Source organism: Streptomyces sp. JL2001, assembly GCF_050917515.1.
In the GTDB taxonomy this organism is placed as follows: domain Bacteria; phylum Actinomycetota; class Actinomycetes; order Streptomycetales; family Streptomycetaceae; genus Streptomyces.
Genome location: NZ_CP169421.1, coordinates 6836036 through 6852636, shown reverse-complemented (window position 1 = coordinate 6852636; position 16601 = coordinate 6836036). Strand labels below are relative to the sequence as shown.

At 74.2% G+C, this 16601-nt stretch carries 16 protein-coding genes; 8 read left to right on the top strand and 8 right to left on the bottom strand.

The window, feature by feature from the left end:
* Positions 1-68: 68 nt before the first annotated feature.
* Positions 69-1004, top strand: a complete 936-nt coding sequence (locus ACE1OA_RS30665) for a MerR family transcriptional regulator (protein WP_356602606.1) — start codon at positions 69-71, stop codon at positions 1002-1004.
* 128 nt (positions 1005-1132) lie between these two features.
* Here the strand turns inward: ACE1OA_RS30665 and ACE1OA_RS30660 are convergent, their stop codons facing one another.
* Positions 1133-1540: a hypothetical protein gene (locus ACE1OA_RS30660; protein WP_356602192.1), complete on the bottom strand. Its 408-nt coding sequence runs from the start codon at positions 1538-1540 to the stop codon at positions 1133-1135.
* Between the two features lie 252 nt (positions 1541-1792).
* Positions 1793-2395, bottom strand: a complete 603-nt coding sequence (locus ACE1OA_RS30655; RefSeq protein WP_432753695.1) for a carboxymuconolactone decarboxylase family protein — start codon at positions 2393-2395, stop codon at positions 1793-1795.
* A gap of 152 nt (positions 2396-2547) precedes the next feature.
* Here ACE1OA_RS30655 and sigJ point away from each other — a divergent pair, with 152 nt between their 5' ends.
* Positions 2548-3486: an RNA polymerase sigma factor SigJ gene (gene sigJ, locus ACE1OA_RS30650; RefSeq protein WP_384868395.1), complete on the top strand. Its 939-nt coding sequence runs from the start codon at positions 2548-2550 to the stop codon at positions 3484-3486.
* 47 nt (positions 3487-3533) lie between these two features.
* Here sigJ and ACE1OA_RS30645 read toward each other — a convergent pair whose 3' ends face one another.
* Positions 3534-4760 (bottom strand): ROK family protein, encoded by a 1227-nt coding sequence (locus ACE1OA_RS30645; RefSeq protein WP_356602194.1) that lies wholly within the window; start codon positions 4758-4760, stop codon positions 3534-3536.
* Positions 4761-4920: 160 nt separating this feature from the next.
* On the opposite strand from ACE1OA_RS30645, the gene ACE1OA_RS30640 reads away from it, so the two are divergent.
* Positions 4921-6150, top strand: coding sequence for an MFS transporter (locus ACE1OA_RS30640; RefSeq protein ID WP_432753694.1), 1230 nt, complete (start codon positions 4921-4923; stop codon positions 6148-6150).
* Positions 6151-6310: 160 nt separating this feature from the next.
* The gene (locus ACE1OA_RS30635; protein WP_432754110.1) at positions 6311-7057 is read left to right on the top strand and encodes a maleylpyruvate isomerase family mycothiol-dependent enzyme; all 747 of its coding nucleotides are present in this window, start codon (positions 6311-6313) and stop codon (positions 7055-7057) included.
* Between the two features lie 90 nt (positions 7058-7147).
* On the opposite strand, the gene ACE1OA_RS30630 is transcribed toward ACE1OA_RS30635, so the two are convergent.
* Positions 7148-7546, bottom strand: coding sequence for a MarR family winged helix-turn-helix transcriptional regulator (locus tag ACE1OA_RS30630; RefSeq protein WP_356779293.1), 399 nt, complete (start codon positions 7544-7546; stop codon positions 7148-7150).
* Between the two features lie 87 nt (positions 7547-7633).
* On the opposite strand from ACE1OA_RS30630, the gene ACE1OA_RS30625 reads away from it, so the two are divergent.
* The gene (locus ACE1OA_RS30625) at positions 7634-9184 is read left to right on the top strand and encodes an MFS transporter (RefSeq protein ID WP_432753693.1); all 1551 of its coding nucleotides are present in this window, start codon (positions 7634-7636) and stop codon (positions 9182-9184) included.
* Positions 9185-9338: 154 nt separating this feature from the next.
* On the opposite strand, the gene ACE1OA_RS30620 is transcribed toward ACE1OA_RS30625, so the two are convergent.
* From ACE1OA_RS30620 to ACE1OA_RS30610, 3 genes are all read right to left on the bottom strand, one after another.
* Positions 9339-10004 carry a response regulator transcription factor gene (locus ACE1OA_RS30620; RefSeq protein WP_356602200.1) on the bottom strand — a complete coding sequence of 222 codons (666 nt, stop codon included), beginning with the start codon at positions 10002-10004 and terminating at the stop codon, positions 9339-9341.
* A complete protein-coding gene (locus ACE1OA_RS30615; protein ID WP_432753692.1) occupies positions 10001-11254 on the bottom strand; it encodes a sensor histidine kinase in 1254 nt (417 codons plus the stop codon). The genes ACE1OA_RS30620 and ACE1OA_RS30615 overlap by 4 nt, the downstream gene beginning before the upstream one ends.
* A 230-nt stretch (positions 11255-11484) precedes the next feature.
* Positions 11485-12180: a TetR/AcrR family transcriptional regulator gene (locus ACE1OA_RS30610; RefSeq protein WP_432753691.1), complete on the bottom strand. Its 696-nt coding sequence runs from the start codon at positions 12178-12180 to the stop codon at positions 11485-11487.
* A gap of 146 nt (positions 12181-12326) precedes the next feature.
* Between ACE1OA_RS30610 and ACE1OA_RS30605 the strand changes: the two genes are divergently transcribed.
* Complete coding sequence (locus ACE1OA_RS30605) at positions 12327-12779, top strand: nitroreductase family deazaflavin-dependent oxidoreductase (protein ID WP_356602206.1); 453 nt, start codon at positions 12327-12329, stop codon at positions 12777-12779.
* A gap of 76 nt (positions 12780-12855) precedes the next feature.
* On the opposite strand, the gene ACE1OA_RS30600 is transcribed toward ACE1OA_RS30605, so the two are convergent.
* On the bottom strand, positions 12856-14274 hold the full coding sequence (locus tag ACE1OA_RS30600; RefSeq protein ID WP_432753690.1) for a geranylgeranyl reductase family protein: 1419 nt from the start codon (positions 14272-14274) through the stop codon (positions 12856-12858).
* A gap of 160 nt (positions 14275-14434) precedes the next feature.
* On the opposite strand from ACE1OA_RS30600, the gene ACE1OA_RS30595 reads away from it, so the two are divergent.
* A complete protein-coding gene (locus ACE1OA_RS30595) occupies positions 14435-15799 on the top strand; it encodes a dipeptidase (protein ID WP_384868387.1) in 1365 nt (454 codons plus the stop codon).
* A gap of 69 nt (positions 15800-15868) precedes the next feature.
* On the top strand, positions 15869-16549 hold the full coding sequence (locus tag ACE1OA_RS30590; RefSeq protein WP_432753689.1) for an MBL fold metallo-hydrolase: 681 nt from the start codon (positions 15869-15871) through the stop codon (positions 16547-16549).
* Positions 16550-16601: the final 52 nt, after the last annotated feature.

Sequence of the window (16601 nt, the reverse complement as noted above, 5' to 3'; positions counted from 1 at the left end):
TCCGGCAACCTCTCTCATGGGCTTGAGTCTCCGGCAGGGGGAGACCGGAAGGTGGGGACATGAACGGCATGAACGGCCACACGCTCTACTCGATCGGCGAGCTGGCGCGGCGAACGGGCACCGCGGTCAAGACCGTCCGCTTCTACTCCGACGCCGGGCTCGTACCGCCCACCCACCGCAGCCCGGCCGGCTACCGCCTCTACGACGACGAGGCCGTCGCCCGGCTCGACCTCGTACGAACCCTGCGTGACCTGGGAGTGGACCTCGCGACCATCCGGAAGGTCCTGGACGAGGAACGCACGCCGGCCGAGGTCGCCGCGGCGCACGCGGAGGCGTTGGCCGTCGAGATCCGCGTCCTGCGACTGCGACACGCGGTGCTGACCGCTGTGGCGAAGCGCGGGGCCACCCTGGAGGAGACACATCTGATGCACCGGCTTGCCAAGCTCTCCGCGACCGAACGCCGACGGCTGGTCGGCGACTTCCTCGACGCCGCCTTCGAGGGCGTGGGTACCGGCCCCGCGTTCGCGGGGATCGCCCGCTCGATGACTCCGGAACTGCCGGAGGACGCCACCACCGAACAGGTCGAGGCCTGGGTGGAACTGGCCGAGCTGTCGCAGGACCCGGACTTCCGCGCCCATGTGCGCCGCCTGGCCGAGGAGCGGGCGGCCGACGCTCAGGCCGGCCCGCCCTCACCGCACGACGACGTGGCCGCGATCGTCCGCGACGAGATCGCCCCGGCCGTGGCGGCCGGCATCGATCCGGCCTCGCCCCGGGCCGAGCCGCGCGTCTCGGCCCTCCTGACCCGCTGCGCACACCTCGTCGACTCCAGCGACGACACCGGCCCCCGGCAGCGGCTCCTGACCCGGCTGGAGGGCCTGAACGACCCGCGCCGGGAGCGGTACCTCGCGCTGCTCGCGGTGATCAACGACTGGCCCGCCCCGGAGAGCCTGCGGCCGGTGCTCGGCTGGTCGATCCAGGCGCTGCGGGCCCGGCCGGAGCACTGACGGGGCGCCGGCCCGGCGGGCGGTGACGCGTACGGCCGCGGGCTCCGTCTCCCCCGGCCGGCCCTCAGCCCGGCGGAACGGTCCAGGGGCGGGCCGGCGCGGCCGGCCGGCGGTTCGCTCGCCGGTCGTCAGCTCGAGCTGGTGGCGGGGTGCAGCAGGACGCGCGGGAACAGCGCCTGGACCAGGGCCACGGTGCTGAGGGCGAACATCACCACGCCCAGCGGGACATGGAGCCCGGGCACGTGGGCGACGCCGAGGGCGACCTGCGCCGAGGCGAGGAGGAGGAAGCCGGTGGAGTACAGGACGGGGCGGGGGGAACCACCGCCGAGGCGCCACGCCAGCACGGCGGCGAGCACGTACAGCATGCAGGCGGCGTACATGACCCGCGAGCCGATGTCGTGGAGGAGGTAGCCGTGGGAGGAGGTCAGGAGCGCTCCGGCGGTGGACGCCTGGAAGAAGAGGGTCAGGGTCTGCAGGCCGACCGCGGCCTTGAGGAACGCGGCGGTGCGGGGTGTGGTCGACGACTGTCTGTTCACGGCGTGGTCTCCTCCGTTGGCCCGGATGCGCCCGGCATGAGGCCGGGCCATCCACTCGCACCCAGGACGCGTCGGGGGCACGCCGTGTGACATCTCCCGGCCCGCCGGCGGAGAGATGTGGGTCACATCCGGCCGGGGCGCGGGGGTGCGGGTGCCGCGGCGTGGGGAGGACGACTGATCACGCCGGACCACCCTCAGGACAGGGCAGGGCGCGCGGCCTGCGGCACGCGCCCTGCCCGCCGCCCGTCGGGGCTACCTGCTGTAGTTCTTCCCGATCGGCCTGCCGGGGATCGGCTTCCCGATGAGGGCGACCGGAACGAACATCGAGAAGTGCCCGATCGCCATGGTCAGCGTCCACAGCGCGTCGTCGTCGTAGAGCGCGGACGCCTTGGCGAACAGTTCGTCGGAGACCCGTTCCCCGAACGGGTTAGGGGTGAGGACGGCTTCCACGAGCTCCAGCGCGACCCGTTCGGCATCGGTGAAGCAGGGGGCGCCCTGCCATGTCGCCACGGCCGTGACGCGCTTCTCGGTCTCCCCGGCCTTGCGGAGGTTCTCGGTCGACGAGACGGCGTGGTAGGTGCTGCCGACGATCTGGGCGGCACGGAGCAGCATGAGGCTGATGGTGGTCTGTGAAACCGGCCCGTTCCGGATGGCGTTACGCACCGCACCGGAGAGTTTCGCCAGTTCGGGGAAGAGCGGGGTGGGGTCGGGCAGCCGCGACCGGGCACCGTCCTGCTCCGTCGCCGTCCCGGTCGTCGCGTCGGTGGTCGCGTCGGTCGCCGCGTCAGTAGTCGCGTCGGTCGTCGTGCTGGTGAGCGCGTCGGTGATCGCGTCGGTCGTCGTTCGCGTGGCCATGGGAGACCTTCCTTGCCTGGTTCCGGACGGGGTTTCACCCGGTCCGACAACACCGGCGCGCGGAATGTGAGGCGGGGCGGCCATGTCACGTTCCGGGGCGCTGTCCTGTCTCACCGGTGAGGACAGTTGCGACCGAGGGAGCCGGCGACACCATGACCACCCCGTACGGGCCGGGAGACGGCCGACCCGATCCGACCCTGAACGCGATCATGAGCGAGCGGCGTCGGCTGATCAACCTCTCCTACCGGCTGCTCGGCTCCCTCGCGGAGGCGGAGGACGCCGTGCAGGAGACCTACGCCCGCTGGTACACCCTGTCCCCGCAGGAGCAGCGGGCCATCGCCTCGCCCGGCGCCTGGCTGACCAAGGTCGCCGGCCGCATCTGCCTCAACGTGCTCGGCTCGGCACGCGCCCGACGCGAGAACTACGTCGGTGACTGGATCCCCGAGCCCCTGCCGGAGCCCGCGGAGTGGTCGGGTGGTCGGGCGGGCGGCGCCACCGTCGACCCGGCCGACCGCGTCACCCTCGACGAGTCGATCAGCATGGCCTTCCTGGTGGTGCTCGAGGCGATGACCCCGGCCGAACGCGTCGCCTTCATCCTCCACGACGTCTTCCGCTATCCCTTCGCCGAGGTCGCCGACATCGTCGGGCGCACGCCCGCGGCCTGCCGCAAGCTGGCCTCGTCGGGCCGGCGCCGCCTCCGCGGCTCGCGGACACCCCCGCCCCCGACCGCCCGGCAGGCCGCCGTCGTCAGGAACTTCAAGGACGCGTGGGAAGCCAAGGACATCGACGCCCTCATCGGCCTCCTCGATCCGCAGGTCGGGGCGACCACGGACGGCGGCGGTCTCGCCACCGTCGTTCGCCGCCCGGTCGAGGGCGCCGAGCAGCTGGCGCGCGGCCTCGTCGATCTCGTCGGCAGGCTGGCCGGCCTGACGATCCTGGAGCGGACCGTCAACGGGCAGCCGGGCCTGGTCGCCCAGCAGGACGGGACCGTCGTGACCGTGTACGCGTTCGCCTTCGCGGGCGACCGGATCACGCACATCTGGGCCGTACGCAACCCGGAGAAGCTCCAGCCGTGGCGGGCGGGCGGCTGATTCCGTCCGGCGTCAAGAGGCCGGCACCCCGCCCCGCCCGCGTGGTGTCAGGGCCGAGGGCGTCCCAGGGCCGCCAGCGGGTCGTCCAGGACGGGCTGCCAGGCCAACTCCGCCGCGCCGACCAGGCTGTTGTGGTCGAGGGTGCAGGGCAGGATCGGTACGCCGCCGCTGCGGCCCCACAGGCTCCGGTCGGCGACCACCGCGCGCAGGCGGCTGGGGTCGGCGTCGAGGAGTTCGCGGTGCAGGCCGCCGAGGATGATGCGGTCCGGGTTGAGGATGTTCACCAGGCCTGCCAGGCCCAGGCCCAGACGGTCGATCAGTTCCTCGGTGGCCGCCCGGACCCCGGGGTCGTGGGGACTCGTCCGCAGCAGGTCGCGGGCCTGCTGGAGCAGGGAGACCTCCGGGCCCGGCGCGCGCCCCGCGACCGTCAGGAAGGCCAGCGGGTCGGTCTCGACGTCGAGGCATCCGCGGCTGCCGCAGTGGCAGGGACGGCCCTCGGGATTGACGGTGAGGTGGCCGACTTCCAGCGCCAGGCCCGAACTGCCCGTGTGCAGACGCCCGTCGAGCACGAGCGCGCCGCCGACGCCGCGGTGACCGGTCGCGACGCACAGGAGGTCCTTCGCGCCCCGGCCCGCGCCGTGGCGGTGTTCGGCGAGGGCGGCGAGGTTGACGTCGTTGCCCGTGAAGGACGGCCCTTCGATGCCGGCGGCGCGGACGCGTTCGGCGAAGATCTGCCGGACCGGGGCGCCGGCCGGCCAGGCGAGGTGGAGGGGGTTGAGCGCGGTGCCCTCCGGTTCGGCGACGGCGGAGGGCGCCGCCAGCCCGGCACCGACACAGCGGCGGCCGCTCGCCGCCAGGAGTTCGGCGCCGGCGTCCACGACCGCGCCGAGGACCTGCGCGGGATCGGCGGAGACGGTGACGCAGCCCGGTGCGGTGGCGACGAGGGTGCCGCCGAGGCCGACGAGCGCGGCCCGGAAGCCGTCGGCGTGGACCTGCGCGGCGAGGACGACGGGGCCCTTCTCGTCCACGGCGAGCCGGTGCGAGGGGCGACCCTGGGACCCGGCGGCGGCCCCGGGGTTGGAGTCGACGCGGATGAGGCCGAGCGCCTCCAGCTCGGCGGCGACGGCGCCGGCGGTGGCCCGGGTGACCCCGAGCTCGGCGGTGAGCACGGCGCGGGTGGGCGCCCGGCCGGTGTGCACCAGTTCCAGCGCGGGTCCGAGCGCGCTGCGCCCCCTGTCCAGACGTGTCCGCGTCGTCGTCGCCTTGCCGTTCATGGGGGCGAGTCTCCCATGATCGGGCGGCCCCTCGATCCCGCCGGGTCCGGGCAGGCCGGGGCGGTGGCGGAAACGCACCGCGGCGCCGGACCGCCTCCGCACCCCGCTCCCCCTGCCTCCTCGGTTGAAATCCGGACCCGTGGACCCCTATCCTGAGTTTGTGCCGCTACTAAACAAAGTACGGACGGCCGCACCGGGGGGCCTCGGCGGAGACACCGCCTCTCCCTCCCTGTCCCGCCTCCGCTCCGCCCTGACCCTGTTCTTCGCCCTCGACGGCTTCCTCTTCGCCGGCTGGGTGGTCCGGATCCCCGCCATCAAGCAGCAGACCGGCTCGTCCGCGGGCGACCTCGGGCTCGCGCTGCTGGGCGTCTCGGCCGGCGCCGTGGTGACGATGACGCTCACCGGACGGCTCTGCCGCCGTTACGGCAGCCATGCCGTCACCGTCGCGACCGCCATCCTGCTCTCCCTCTCGATCGCCCTGCCCGCCCTCACCCGTTCCCCGCTCTCCCTGGGGCTGGTCCTGCTGGTGTTCGGGTCGGCGTACGGCGGCATCAACGTCGCCATGAACAGCGCCGCCGTCGACCTCGTCGCCGCGCTGCGCCGGCCGGTGATGCCCAGCTTCCACGCGGCGTTCAGCCTCGGCGGCATGCTCGGCGCCGGCCTCGGCGGACTCGTCGCCGGCAGCCTCTCCCCCGCGACCCACCTGCTCGGCCTGACCGTCCTCGGTCTGCTCCTGACGGCCGCCGCCGGTCCCGTACTGCTCCGGGAGCCGTCCCCCGCCCTCCCGGAGACGGTCCCCGCCGCCGACCGGCCCCGGGGCAGGACCGGCGGGACCGGCGCTCGCGGCGCGGTCGTCGTCTTCGGCGTGATCGCGCTGTGCACGGCGTACGGCGAGGGCGCGCTGGCCGACTGGGGCGCCCTCCACCTGGAGCAGGACCTCCACGCGCACCCGGGCGTGGCCGCCGCCGGCTACTCGCTCTTCGCCCTGACGATGACGGCCGGCCGGCTCTCGGGCACGGCTCTGCTGGAGCGCCTCGGCCAGACCCGCACCCTGGTCGTGGGCGGCACGACGGCCGCCGCAGGCATGCTGCCGGCCGCACTCGCCCCGAACGTCTGGGCCGCCCTGCTCGGCTTCGCCGTGACCGGTCTCGGCCTCGCCAACATCTTCCCGGTCGCCGTGGCGCGCGCGGGCGCGCTCGCCGGTCCGAGCGGGGTGGCCGCCGCCTCCACGCTCGGCTACGGCGGCATGCTGCTCGGCCCGCCGTCCATCGGCTTCCTCGCGGACTGGTTCTCGCTCCCCGTGGCCCTGACCACCGTGGCCGTACTGGCGGCCGGCGCCGCCGTGATCGGGTACGCGGCCCGCAACACCCGGGCTCCCCAGGCGGATTGACCTCGCCCCCAGGGGGCGTCCTGTCGATCGGGCCGGGGCCCGCCCCGGACGCGAAGGGGGCGGCTCCTGACGCGAAGAGGCCGCTCCGGTCGGCACGCGGAACCTTCCCGCGGCCGTCCGCCCTCCGGCACAATTCCGGCTCATGGACAGCGCGGAGATCATGCAGCCGGCCGAGCACATCGACGCCCTGGAGGCCGCGGGCCGCCTGCTGGCCGACGTGGCGGCGGAGGCCGGGCCCGACGCCGAGGTGCGCACCTGCCCCGGGTGGCGGGTGCGGGACCTGCTGCGGCACACGTCGATGGTGCACCGCTGGGCGACGGCGTTCGTCGTCGAACGCCACACCGCGTACCACCCCGACGGCGGCGAGCCCGCGCTGGACGGCGAGGAGCTGCTCGCCCACTACCGCGAGGGCCACGCCCTGCTCGTCGCCGCCCTGCGGGCGGCTCCGGCCGACCTGGAGTGCTGGACCTTCCTGCCCACACCCTCGCCGCTCGCGTTCTGGGCCCGGCGGCAGGCCCACGAGACGACGATCCACCGGGCGGACGCCGAGTCCGCCCTGCCGGCCGGGCTCCCCGGCGCGGTCGACCCGCTGCCCGCCGTGGACGGGATCGACGAGCTGCTGCGCGCCTTCCACGGCCGCTCCCGCAGCCGGGTGCGGACGGCCGAGCCGCGGACCCTGCGCGTACGGGCCACGGACACCGGTGACGTGTGGACGTCACGACTGTCGACGGAGGCGCCGCGGACCGAGCGGACCGGGGCGGGCGTGGCGGACTGCGAACTCAGCGGCCCGGCCGACCGGCTCCTGCTGACGCTCTGGAACCGGCTGCCCGCGTCGGCCGTGTCGGTGACCGGCGACGACTCGCTCGTACGGCTCTGGCGGGAGAAGTCCGCCGTCACCTGGTCGTAGCGGGGCACGGGCGGGGACCGGGCGGCGCCGGATCGGCCGTGGTCGCGGGCCCGGGAAGACCCCCGGACAGGACCCGGCCGGCCCCCGACCTCAGCCGGTCTCCTCCAGCATCCGGGTCAGGACCTCGCGCTGGATGGGCAGCACCTCCGCGTGCCGCTCCCGGCCGGCGTCCGTCAGCCGGACCCGTACGCCCCGGCGGTCCTCCGGGCACATGGCGCGGACGACGAGCCCGTCCTTCTCCAGGCGGGCGATGAGCCGGGACAGGGCGCTCTGGCTGAGGTGGACGCGCCCCGCCAGGTCCTGGACGCGGCAGGCCAGATCGCCGTCCGCCGAGGCTCGCTCGGCGAGCACGTCGAGGACCTCGAAGTCGCTGGCGCCGAGTCCGTGCGGGTGCAGGGCCCGGTCGAGTTCGCACGTGGTCCGTGCGTGCAACGCGAGGACGTCCCGCCACTCCTGTACGAGTGCGCGTTCGGACTTGTTCGCTCCCATGACCGCACGTTAGCAGAGAAGACGCCTTTTGTTGCATCGGAATTAAATGCGTTTGCATTCAATGCATGCGCATGTACCGTGCTCCTCATGACCACTCCGCTCACCGCCTCCCCGCCGCAGGAACGTTGGAGCCCGCGCCTCTGGGGCACCCTGCTGGTGCTCTGCGCCGCGATGTTCCTCGACGCCCTCGACGTCTCCATGGTCGGCGTCGCCCTGCCCTCGATCGCCACGGATCTCGGCCTGTCCACGGCCACGCTGCAGTGGATCGTCAGCGGCTACATCCTGGGATACGGCGGCCTGCTGCTCCTCGGCGGCCGCGCGGCCGACCTGCTGGGCCGCCGCCGCGTCTTCCTGATCGCGCTGGCCGTCTTCGCCCTCGCCTCCCTCCTCGGCGGACTCGTCGACTCGGGCCCCCTCCTGATCGCCAGCCGCTTCATCAAGGGCCTGAGCGCCGCGTTCACCGCGCCCGCCGGCCTGTCGATCATCACCACGACGTTCAAGGAGGGCCCGCAGCGCAACCGCGCCCTGTCCATCTACACCACCTGCGCCGCGACCGGCTTCTCGATGGGCCTCGTCCTCTCCGGTCTCCTCACCGAGCTCAGCTGGCGCTGGACGATGCTGCTGCCCGCGCCGATCGCCCTGATCGCCCTCGCCTTCGCCGTCCGCCTGATCCCGCACAGTGCCCGCGAGCGCGGCCACGGCGGCTACGACCTGCCCGGCGCCGTCACGGGCACGGCCGCGATGCTGCTGCTCGTCTTCACCGTCGTCCAGGCACCCGAGGCGGGCTGGGCGTCCGCCCGTACGCTGCTGTCGTTCCTGGCGACCGCCGTCCTGCTGGCGGCCTTCGTCGCCATCGAGCGACGCAGTCCGGGACCGCTCGTACGGCTCGGGGTGCTGCGGTCGGGTTCGCAGGTGCGGGCGCAGCTCGGCGCCGCCGCCTTCTTCGGCTCGTACGTCGCCTTCCAGTTCATCGTGACCCAGTACATGCAGTCGCTGCTCGGCTGGTCGGCCCTGCAGACGGCACTGTCCTTCCTGCCGGCGGGCGCCCTGGTGGCCCTGTCGTCCACGAGGATCGGCGCGGTGGTGGACCGCTTCGGTACGCCCCGGGTGATCGCGACCGGCTTCACCCTGCTCGTCGTCGCCTACGCCCTCTTCCTGCGGATCTCGCTCACCCCGCAGTACGCGGCCGTCATCCTGCCCTCGATGCTGCTGCTCGGCGCCGCCTGCGCCCTGGTGTTCCCGTCCCTCAACATCCAGGCCACGAACGGCGTGGAGGACCACGAGCAGGGCATGGTCTCCGGCCTGCTCAACACCTCCGTCCAGGTCGGCGGCGCCGTGTTCCTGGCCGTGATCACGGCCGTCATCACGGCCAACGGCGGCGAGGCCGGCTCCGCGCGGGACCCGCAGGGCGTCCTCGACGGCTTCCGTCCCGGCCTGACCGTCGTCACGGTCATCGCCCTGGCCGGCCTGCTGATCACCCTGCCCGGGCTGCGCACCCGCCGGGTGCGGGACTCCCGGGTGGTGGCGGGGTCCACCCCGGCGCCGACCGCGCCCGGGCGGTCGGTCCCGGAGCAGCCCCTCCCGGAGGCCTCGGCCCAGGAGAAGACGACCCCGGAGCCGGTCGCGGTCCGCGACTGACCCGGGGGACGGGGGCGGCGCGCGGGCACCGCAGGTCCTGTCGCCGGGACCCGCGCGCCGTCGCGTCCCTCGCCGTCGCGTCCCTCGCCGTCGCGTCCCACGGCGAGGGCCCGGGCGGTCCCCGGGCGGTGACGCCGGGTGGGCCGGAGGGGGCTCAGCCCAGCCAGCCGGGCCGGACGAGCCCCGACTCGTACGCCAGCACGACGAGTTGGGCCCGGTCCCGCGCGCCGAGTTTGACCATCGTGCGGCTCACGTGGGTCTTGGCGGTCAGGGGGCTGACGACCAGGCGCCGGGCGATCTCCTCGTTCGACAGGCCGATGCCGACGAGGGCCATCACCTCCCGCTCGCGTTCGGTCAGTTCGTCCAGTCCGACCGCCCCGGCGGGCTCCTTGGACCGGGCGGCGAACTCCTCGATCAGCCGTCGGGTGACCCCGGGCGACAGGAGCGCGTCGCCGTCGACGACCGCGCGCACGGCCCGCAGCAGCTCCTCGGGTTCGGTGTCCTTCACCAGGAAACCGGACGCGCCGGAGCGGATGGCCTCGAAGACGTACTCGTCGAGCTCGAAGGTGGTCAGCATGACCACCTTGACGGCGGCGAGCTCCGGGTCGCCGGTGATCCGGCGGGTGGCCGCCAGGCCGTCGAGGAGCGGCATCCGGATGTCCATCAGGACCACGTCCGGGCGCAGTTCGCGGGCCCGCGCCACCGCCTCTCCGCCGTCGGCGGCCTCACCCGCCACCCGGATGTCCGGCTGGGCGTCCAGCAGCGCGCGGAACCCTGCCCGTACGAGCGACTGGTCGTCGGCGAGCACGACGCTGATCACGGGGTCTCCTCGGGGCGTACGGGGAGGACGGCACGCACCCGGAAGCCGCCGTCCGGCCGGGTGCCCGCCTCGATCGTGCCACCGAGGGCCGCGGCCCGCTCCCGCATTCCGGCGAGCCCGTTGCCGCTGCCTCCCGCGTCGCCGCCGGTGGCGGGCCCCTCGTCGTCGATCCGCAGCTCCAGCGCGCCGGGGGTGTGGCCGATCACGACCCTGGCGGTACGGGAACCCGAGTGCCGGACCACGTTGGTGAGCGCCTCCTGCACGATGCGGAAGGCGGCGAGGTCGGTGCCGGGCGACAGCGGCACCGGGTCCCCCTCGGTCGCGGTCTCCACGGTCAGCCCGGTGGACGCGGCCTGCTCGACGAGTTCGGGCAGCCGGTCCAGGCCGGGCGCGGGGGCGCGGGGCGCGTCGCCGGGGGTGCGCAGCGTGGCGAGGACCTGACGCACCTCTCCCAGCGCCTCCTTGCTGGCCGCCTTGATGGTGGTGAGGGCGGTGCGGGCCTGTTCGGGGTCGGTGTCGAGGAGGGCGAGACCGACGCCCGCCTGGACGTTGATGACGGAGATGGAGTGGGCGAGGACGTCGTGCAGCTCACGGGCGATCCGCAGGCGCTCCTCGTCGGCCCGGCGGCTTTCGGCGGCGGCGCGTTCGGCGCGCTGCTGGGCCCACTGCTCACGGCGGACCCGGACCAGTTCGGAGGCGGCGAGGACGGCCACGGCGAAGGCGGCGACGGGGATCTCCTGACCCCACGGGCCGGGGCCGTCACCGGCCGGCGGGAGATGGCGGTAGAGCCAGTGGGAGACCAGGAGATGGCCGGCCCACAGCAGCCCGAGAGCCCACCAGGCCGCGCGCCGGTGGCCGTGCACGATCGCGGCGTAGCAGGCGACGGCGACGGTGAGGAAGACCGGGCCGTAGGCGTATCCGGCGGCGAAGTAGGCCAGGGTCAGCGCGGCGACCCCGAAGACCACCGGCACCGGATGGCGGTGACGCCACAGGAGGAGCGCGGACCCGGTCAGCAGCAGCACACGGCCGAGGGCGTCGAGGGCCTCCCGGTCGGGCTGGTTCCGCGCCGCGAAGCCGGAGCCGGCGAGGACGAAGGCGGCGAGGAGGACGGTGGAGAGCCAGGGCAGGGCGCCGCCCGGCTCGCGCTCGGCCCAGCGCCAGGCGCGCGGCGGTCCGCCCCGGCCGCGTGGGCCGCAGGGCGGACCGCCGCGAGCGCCTCGGTCCGGGCCGGGTGTCGGCTGTTGGTCCATGTCCGCCACGCTAGACGCGCGGCGGCGGCGCGGGCGTCAGCCGGGCGTGGTGATGACGTCTACTCCCGCGGGAGTAGACCGTACGGCCGGGGTCCTCTCAGGGACCTGCCCGCCCGGCAGGTCGCGGGCAGCCCATGGCGAGGGTCGGGGCTGCGGCACGGCGCGGCCGGCCCGGCCGGGCCGGTCACCCGGGCCCCGCCCGTCGGGCGCGCCTCGCCCCCGCCCCCACGTCACGCGCCGGGCGCCAGGCCGATGGCGCGGCCGAGGCGGCCGGCCGCGTCGTCGAAGAACGCCTGGCGCTCCTCGACGATCCGGTTGAACTGGCCGAACAGCTCGAACGAGATCAGGCCGAAGAGCTGCGACCAGGCGGCGACGAGGGCGACCGCGACGGCGGGCGGCAGGTCGGGGGCGACGTCGGCGGTCAGCCGTTCCGCCTCCGGACGCAGCTCCTCGGTCAGCGGGGGCCGCGTGATCGCGTCCGCGGCGAGGGCGTCGCGGGCGAGGCCGATCAGGACGAGGCCGACGCGCGAGGCCGGTCCGATGGTGTCCTGGGGCGCGCTGTAGCCGGGTACCGGGGAGCCGTAGATCAGGGCGTACTCGTGGGGATGGGCGAGGGCCCAGGCGCGGACCGCCCGGCAGACGGCGGTCCAGCGGGCGAGGTGGCCGTTCGGGCCCTCGGCGGCACAGGCCCGTTCCGCGGCGGCGCCGACGGAGTCGTAGGCGTCGACGATGAGCGCCGTGAGCAGGTCGTCGCGGCTGGGGAAGTACCGGTAGAGCGCCGAGGACACCATGCCGAGTTCCCGGGCGACGGCGCGCAGCGAGAGCTTGGCGGCGCCCTCGGCCGCGAGCTGGGCGCGGGCCTCGTCCTTGATGGCGGCGGTGATCTCGATGCGGGCGCGGGCGCGGGCTCCCTGGACGCTGGTCATGGGAGCAGTCTGCCACGTTTCGGAGCACCGCACTAAAACGAGAGCAGTGCTCTTGCACAAGCGGCACCGAAGAGGCAGACTGTTCTCAAGCGAGAGCAGTGCTCACAAAAAAGAGCTGTGCTCGTGATCTCTTCCGAGGAGTCCCGATGTCGTCGCAGCCGTACTACCTCCAGGGCAGCCCGCTCGCCATCCGCTTCAACAGCGTCGTCGGCTGGCTCGCCCGGCACGGCGTCAGCCTCCTCGGCTCGGCCGAGCTGTCCGTGAAGGGCCGCAAGAGCGGCCGGATGCAGCGCATCCCGGTCAACCCGCACCAGCACGGGGGCGAGCAGTACCTGGTGTCGGCGCGCGGCCACTCCCAGTGGGTGCGCAACATGCGCGCGGCGGGCGGTGGTGAACTGCGGATCGGCCGCAGGGTCCGCACCTTCACGGCGGTCGAGCTGCCGGACGCGGAGAAGCTCCTGGTGCTCCGCACCTACCTGGAGCGCTGGGGATGGGAGGTCAACCAGTACTTCCAGGGCGTGACCGCCAAGTCGACCGACGAGGAGATCCTGGCCGCCGCCCCCGACCACCCGGTCTTCCGCATCACGACGACGTCGTGAGCGGGCACGCGAGCCGCCCGCCGGCCGCCGCGACCCCCGGAGGGGTGCCCGGGACCGACGGGACGGAACGCATCGCTCAGAGGTTTTCCGGTGACTCCGGCGCGGTGTCCCGCGCGGCGTCGGTGCCCGCGGACGCCGGGTCCGCCGCACGGTCGCCCCGTACGGCCGGGGAATCCTCGTCCGCACCGGCCCCGGCGCGGGGGGTGACCCCGCGGGGCGCGGTACCGCCCGTGGCCGCCATCCGGCGGTCCAGCACGTCGAGGGCCCGTCGCGCCATCCCGTTCGACCGCACCAGTCCGCCCAGCGAGGTGACGCCCCGGGTGATGTCCGCGAAGGCGTTCCACGCCGGCCGCAGACCGGTGAGGGTCGCGTGCAGCAGACCCGGGCTGCGCTCGAACAGGGCCAGCATCCGCCGGCCGACCGCCATCTCGACACCGAGGCCGGCCTTGATCGCGAAGGCGTAGTTCAGCGCCTGCCGGCGGGCGTCGACGGCATCGGTCGCCTCGGCGATCCGCACCGCCCACTCGCCCGCGAGACGACCCGACCGCAGCGCGAACGAGATGCCCTCCCGGGTCCAGGGCTCCAGCAGGCCCGCCGCGTCGCCGCAGACCAGCACCCGCCCGCGCGAGAGCGGCGAGTCGTCGCTCCGGCAGCGGGTCAGATGGCCAGACGAGATCGACGGCTCGAAGCCCGCGAGCCCAAGCCGGGCGACGAAGTCCTCCAGGTACCGCTTGGTGGCCGCGCCCTCGCCGCGCGCCGAGATGACGCCCACGGTGAGCGTGTCGCCCTTGGGGAACACCCAGCCGTAACTGCCGGGCATCGGACCCCAGTCGATCAGGACCCGGCCCTTCCAGTCCTCCGCCACCGACGGCGGCACCGGGATCTCGACCTCCAGGCCGAGGTCCACCTGGTCGAGCTTGACCCCGACGTGCGCCCCTATGCGGCCGGCGCTGCCGTCCGCGCCGACGACCGCCCGGGCGAGCACCGTCTCGCCGTCGGCCAGGACGACGGCCACGGTCCGCCGGTCCGGCACGGACGGGCCGTGCTGCTCCACCCGCGACACCGTGACACCGGTGCGCAGCTCCGCGCCCGCCTTCTGCGCCTGCTCGACCAGGCCGGCGTCGAACTCCGGCCGGTTGATGAGCCCGAACAGCATCCGGCGGGAGCGCCGGGTCCGGGCGAACCGGCCGTTCAGGGAGAAGGTGACGGCGTGCACCCGGTCCTGGAGCGGCAGTTCGAAACCGGGCGGCAGGGCGTCGCGCGACGGCCCGATGATGCCGCCGCCACAGGTCTTGTAGCGCGGCAGTTCGGCCTTCTCCAGGAGCAGCACCCGACGGCCGGCGACCGCCGCCGCGTACGCCGCCGACGCGCCCGCGGGCCCCGCCCCCACCACGACCACGTCCCAGACGGCGGCCGGCTCCGCCGGGGCCGCCCCGGCCCCGATCTCCGCCGTCTCCGCGCGTACCTCTTCGGCGTCTGCGTTCTCGCTGCTCACGATGTGCTTCTGCTCCTGATCCGGCCGGTCGTCCCTGCTCTCCCCCGCATCCTACGGCGCGATCTTCGGCGACCCGCGCCGTAGGATCGGTCGTGCGTTCGCCGTACAACACTCATACGGCTACGTCCCTCTTAACGTCGCACCCACCAGGAGCGTGCCCATGACCGCGAATCCGATCGCCGAGACCATCGCCGACCTCATGCCCCGCGCCCAGGCGGAGCTCGCGGAGCTGGTGGCGTTCGAGTCGGTCGCGGACGAGGCCGTGGCCCCGCGGAGCGAGTGCGAGGCGGCGGCGAACTGGGTGGCCGACGCCCTGCGCGCCGAGGACTTCCAGGACGTCGCGCTGCTCGACACCCCCGACGGCTCGCAGTCGGTGTACGGCGTCCTGCCCGGCCCGGCCGGCGCCCCGACCGTCCTCCTCTACGCGCACTACGACGTGCAGCCGAAGCTGGACGAGTCGGCGTGGATCACCCCGCCCTTCCGGCTCACGGAGCGCGACGGCCGCTGGTACGGGCGCGGCGCGGCCGACTGCAAGGGCGGCTTCATCATGCACCTGCTGGCGCTGCGCGCGCTCAAGGCGAACGGCGGGGTGCCCGTCACGGTCAAGGTGATCGTGGAGGGCTCCGAGGAGCAGGGCACCGGCGGCCTGGAGCGCTACGCCGAGGCGCACCCCGAGCTGCTGACCTCCGACGCCATCGTCATCGGTGACACCGGCAACTTCCGCGTGGGCCTGCCGACCGTGACGGCGACCCTGCGCGGCATGACGATGATCCGCGTCCGGATCGACACCCTGGAGGGCAACCTGCACTCCGGCCAGTTCGGCGGCGCCGCGCCCGACGCGCTGGCCGCGCTGATCCGTGTCCTGGACTCGCTGCGGGCGGCGGACGGCTCGACGGTCATCGACGGGCTGCCGGCGGACGCCGTGTGGGACGGACTGCAGTACCCGGAGGAGGACTTCCGCAGGGACGCCAAGGTCCTGGAGGGGGTCGGGCTGCCGGGCGACGGCACGGTCGCCGACCGCATCTGGGCCCGGCCCGCCGTCACCGTCATCGGCATCGACTGCCACCCGGTGGCCGGCGCGACCCCGTCCATCCCGTCCACGGCCCGCGCGCAGATCAGCCTGCGGGTGCCGCCCGGCCAGGACGCCGGCGAGGCGACGAAGCTGCTGTACGCGCACATCGAGAAGCACACCCCGTGGAACGCGCGGGTCTCCTTCGAGCAGGTCGGCCAGGGCCAGGCGTTCCGTGCGGACGTGGCCAGCCCGGCGTACACCTCGATGGCGGAGGCCATGCGGATCGCCTACCCGGGCGAGGAGATGCAGAGCGCGGGCATGGGCGGCTCGATCCCGCTGTGCAACACGCTCGCGACGCTCTACCCGGAGGCGGAGATCCTGCTCATCGGCCTGAGCGAGCCGGAGGCGCAGATCCACGCGGTGAACGAGTCGGTCTCGCCGGAGGAGCTGGAGCGGCTGTCGGTGGCGGAGGCGCACTTCCTGGTGAACTACGCGCGCTCGAAGCAGGGTTAAGCGCTCGGCGAAGCTCGCCGAAAGCGTACTTCCGTGCGGCGGACGTGGGGACCTGCCTACGTTCGCCGCATGGACTTCCTCGCCATCACCCCGCGCCTGCACATGCTCCGCTTCCCCATCGGCCAGGCCTATCTGTGGCAGGACGACGAGGAGCTGACCCTGATCGACGCCGGCTGGCCGGGTGCGGCGCCCGAGGTCGAGGCGGCACTCCGCGGGGCCGGCTTCGACCCCGGCCGCCTGCGCCGGATCGTCCTCACCCACGGCCACCGCGACCACGTCGGCTCGGCCGGCGAACTCGCGGACCGTCTCGGGGCGGAGATCCTCGCCCACCGCCTGGACGCCCCCGTGATCCGCGGCGAGGCGCCGGTCCCCGAACCGACGCTCGTGGACTGGGAGATCCCTCTCCACGCGCACGGCCTCACCGTCCCCGAGGCGCCCCCGACCCGCGTCGACCGGGAGCTGGAGGACGGCGACGTCCTGGACTTCGGCGGCGGAGCCGTGGTCGTGCACGCCCCGGGCCACACGGACGGCTCGATCGCGATCCATCTCCCCCGCCACGACGTGCTGTTCACGGGCGACACGGTGGCCTCGGTACAGGGCGTGACCTTCGGGGTGTTCCATGTGGACCGCGACCGGGCCATGACGTCGATGCGACGACTGTCCGACCTCAAGCCCTCGGTCCTCTGCTGCGGCCACGGCGACCCGGTGACCGAGGACGCGGCGGCGCGGCTGAAGGCGGCGGCGGGGTAGGGCCTGTCGTCGACGTCCCGCCCGTGTGACCGGCGGGACGGCGGTCGACTGC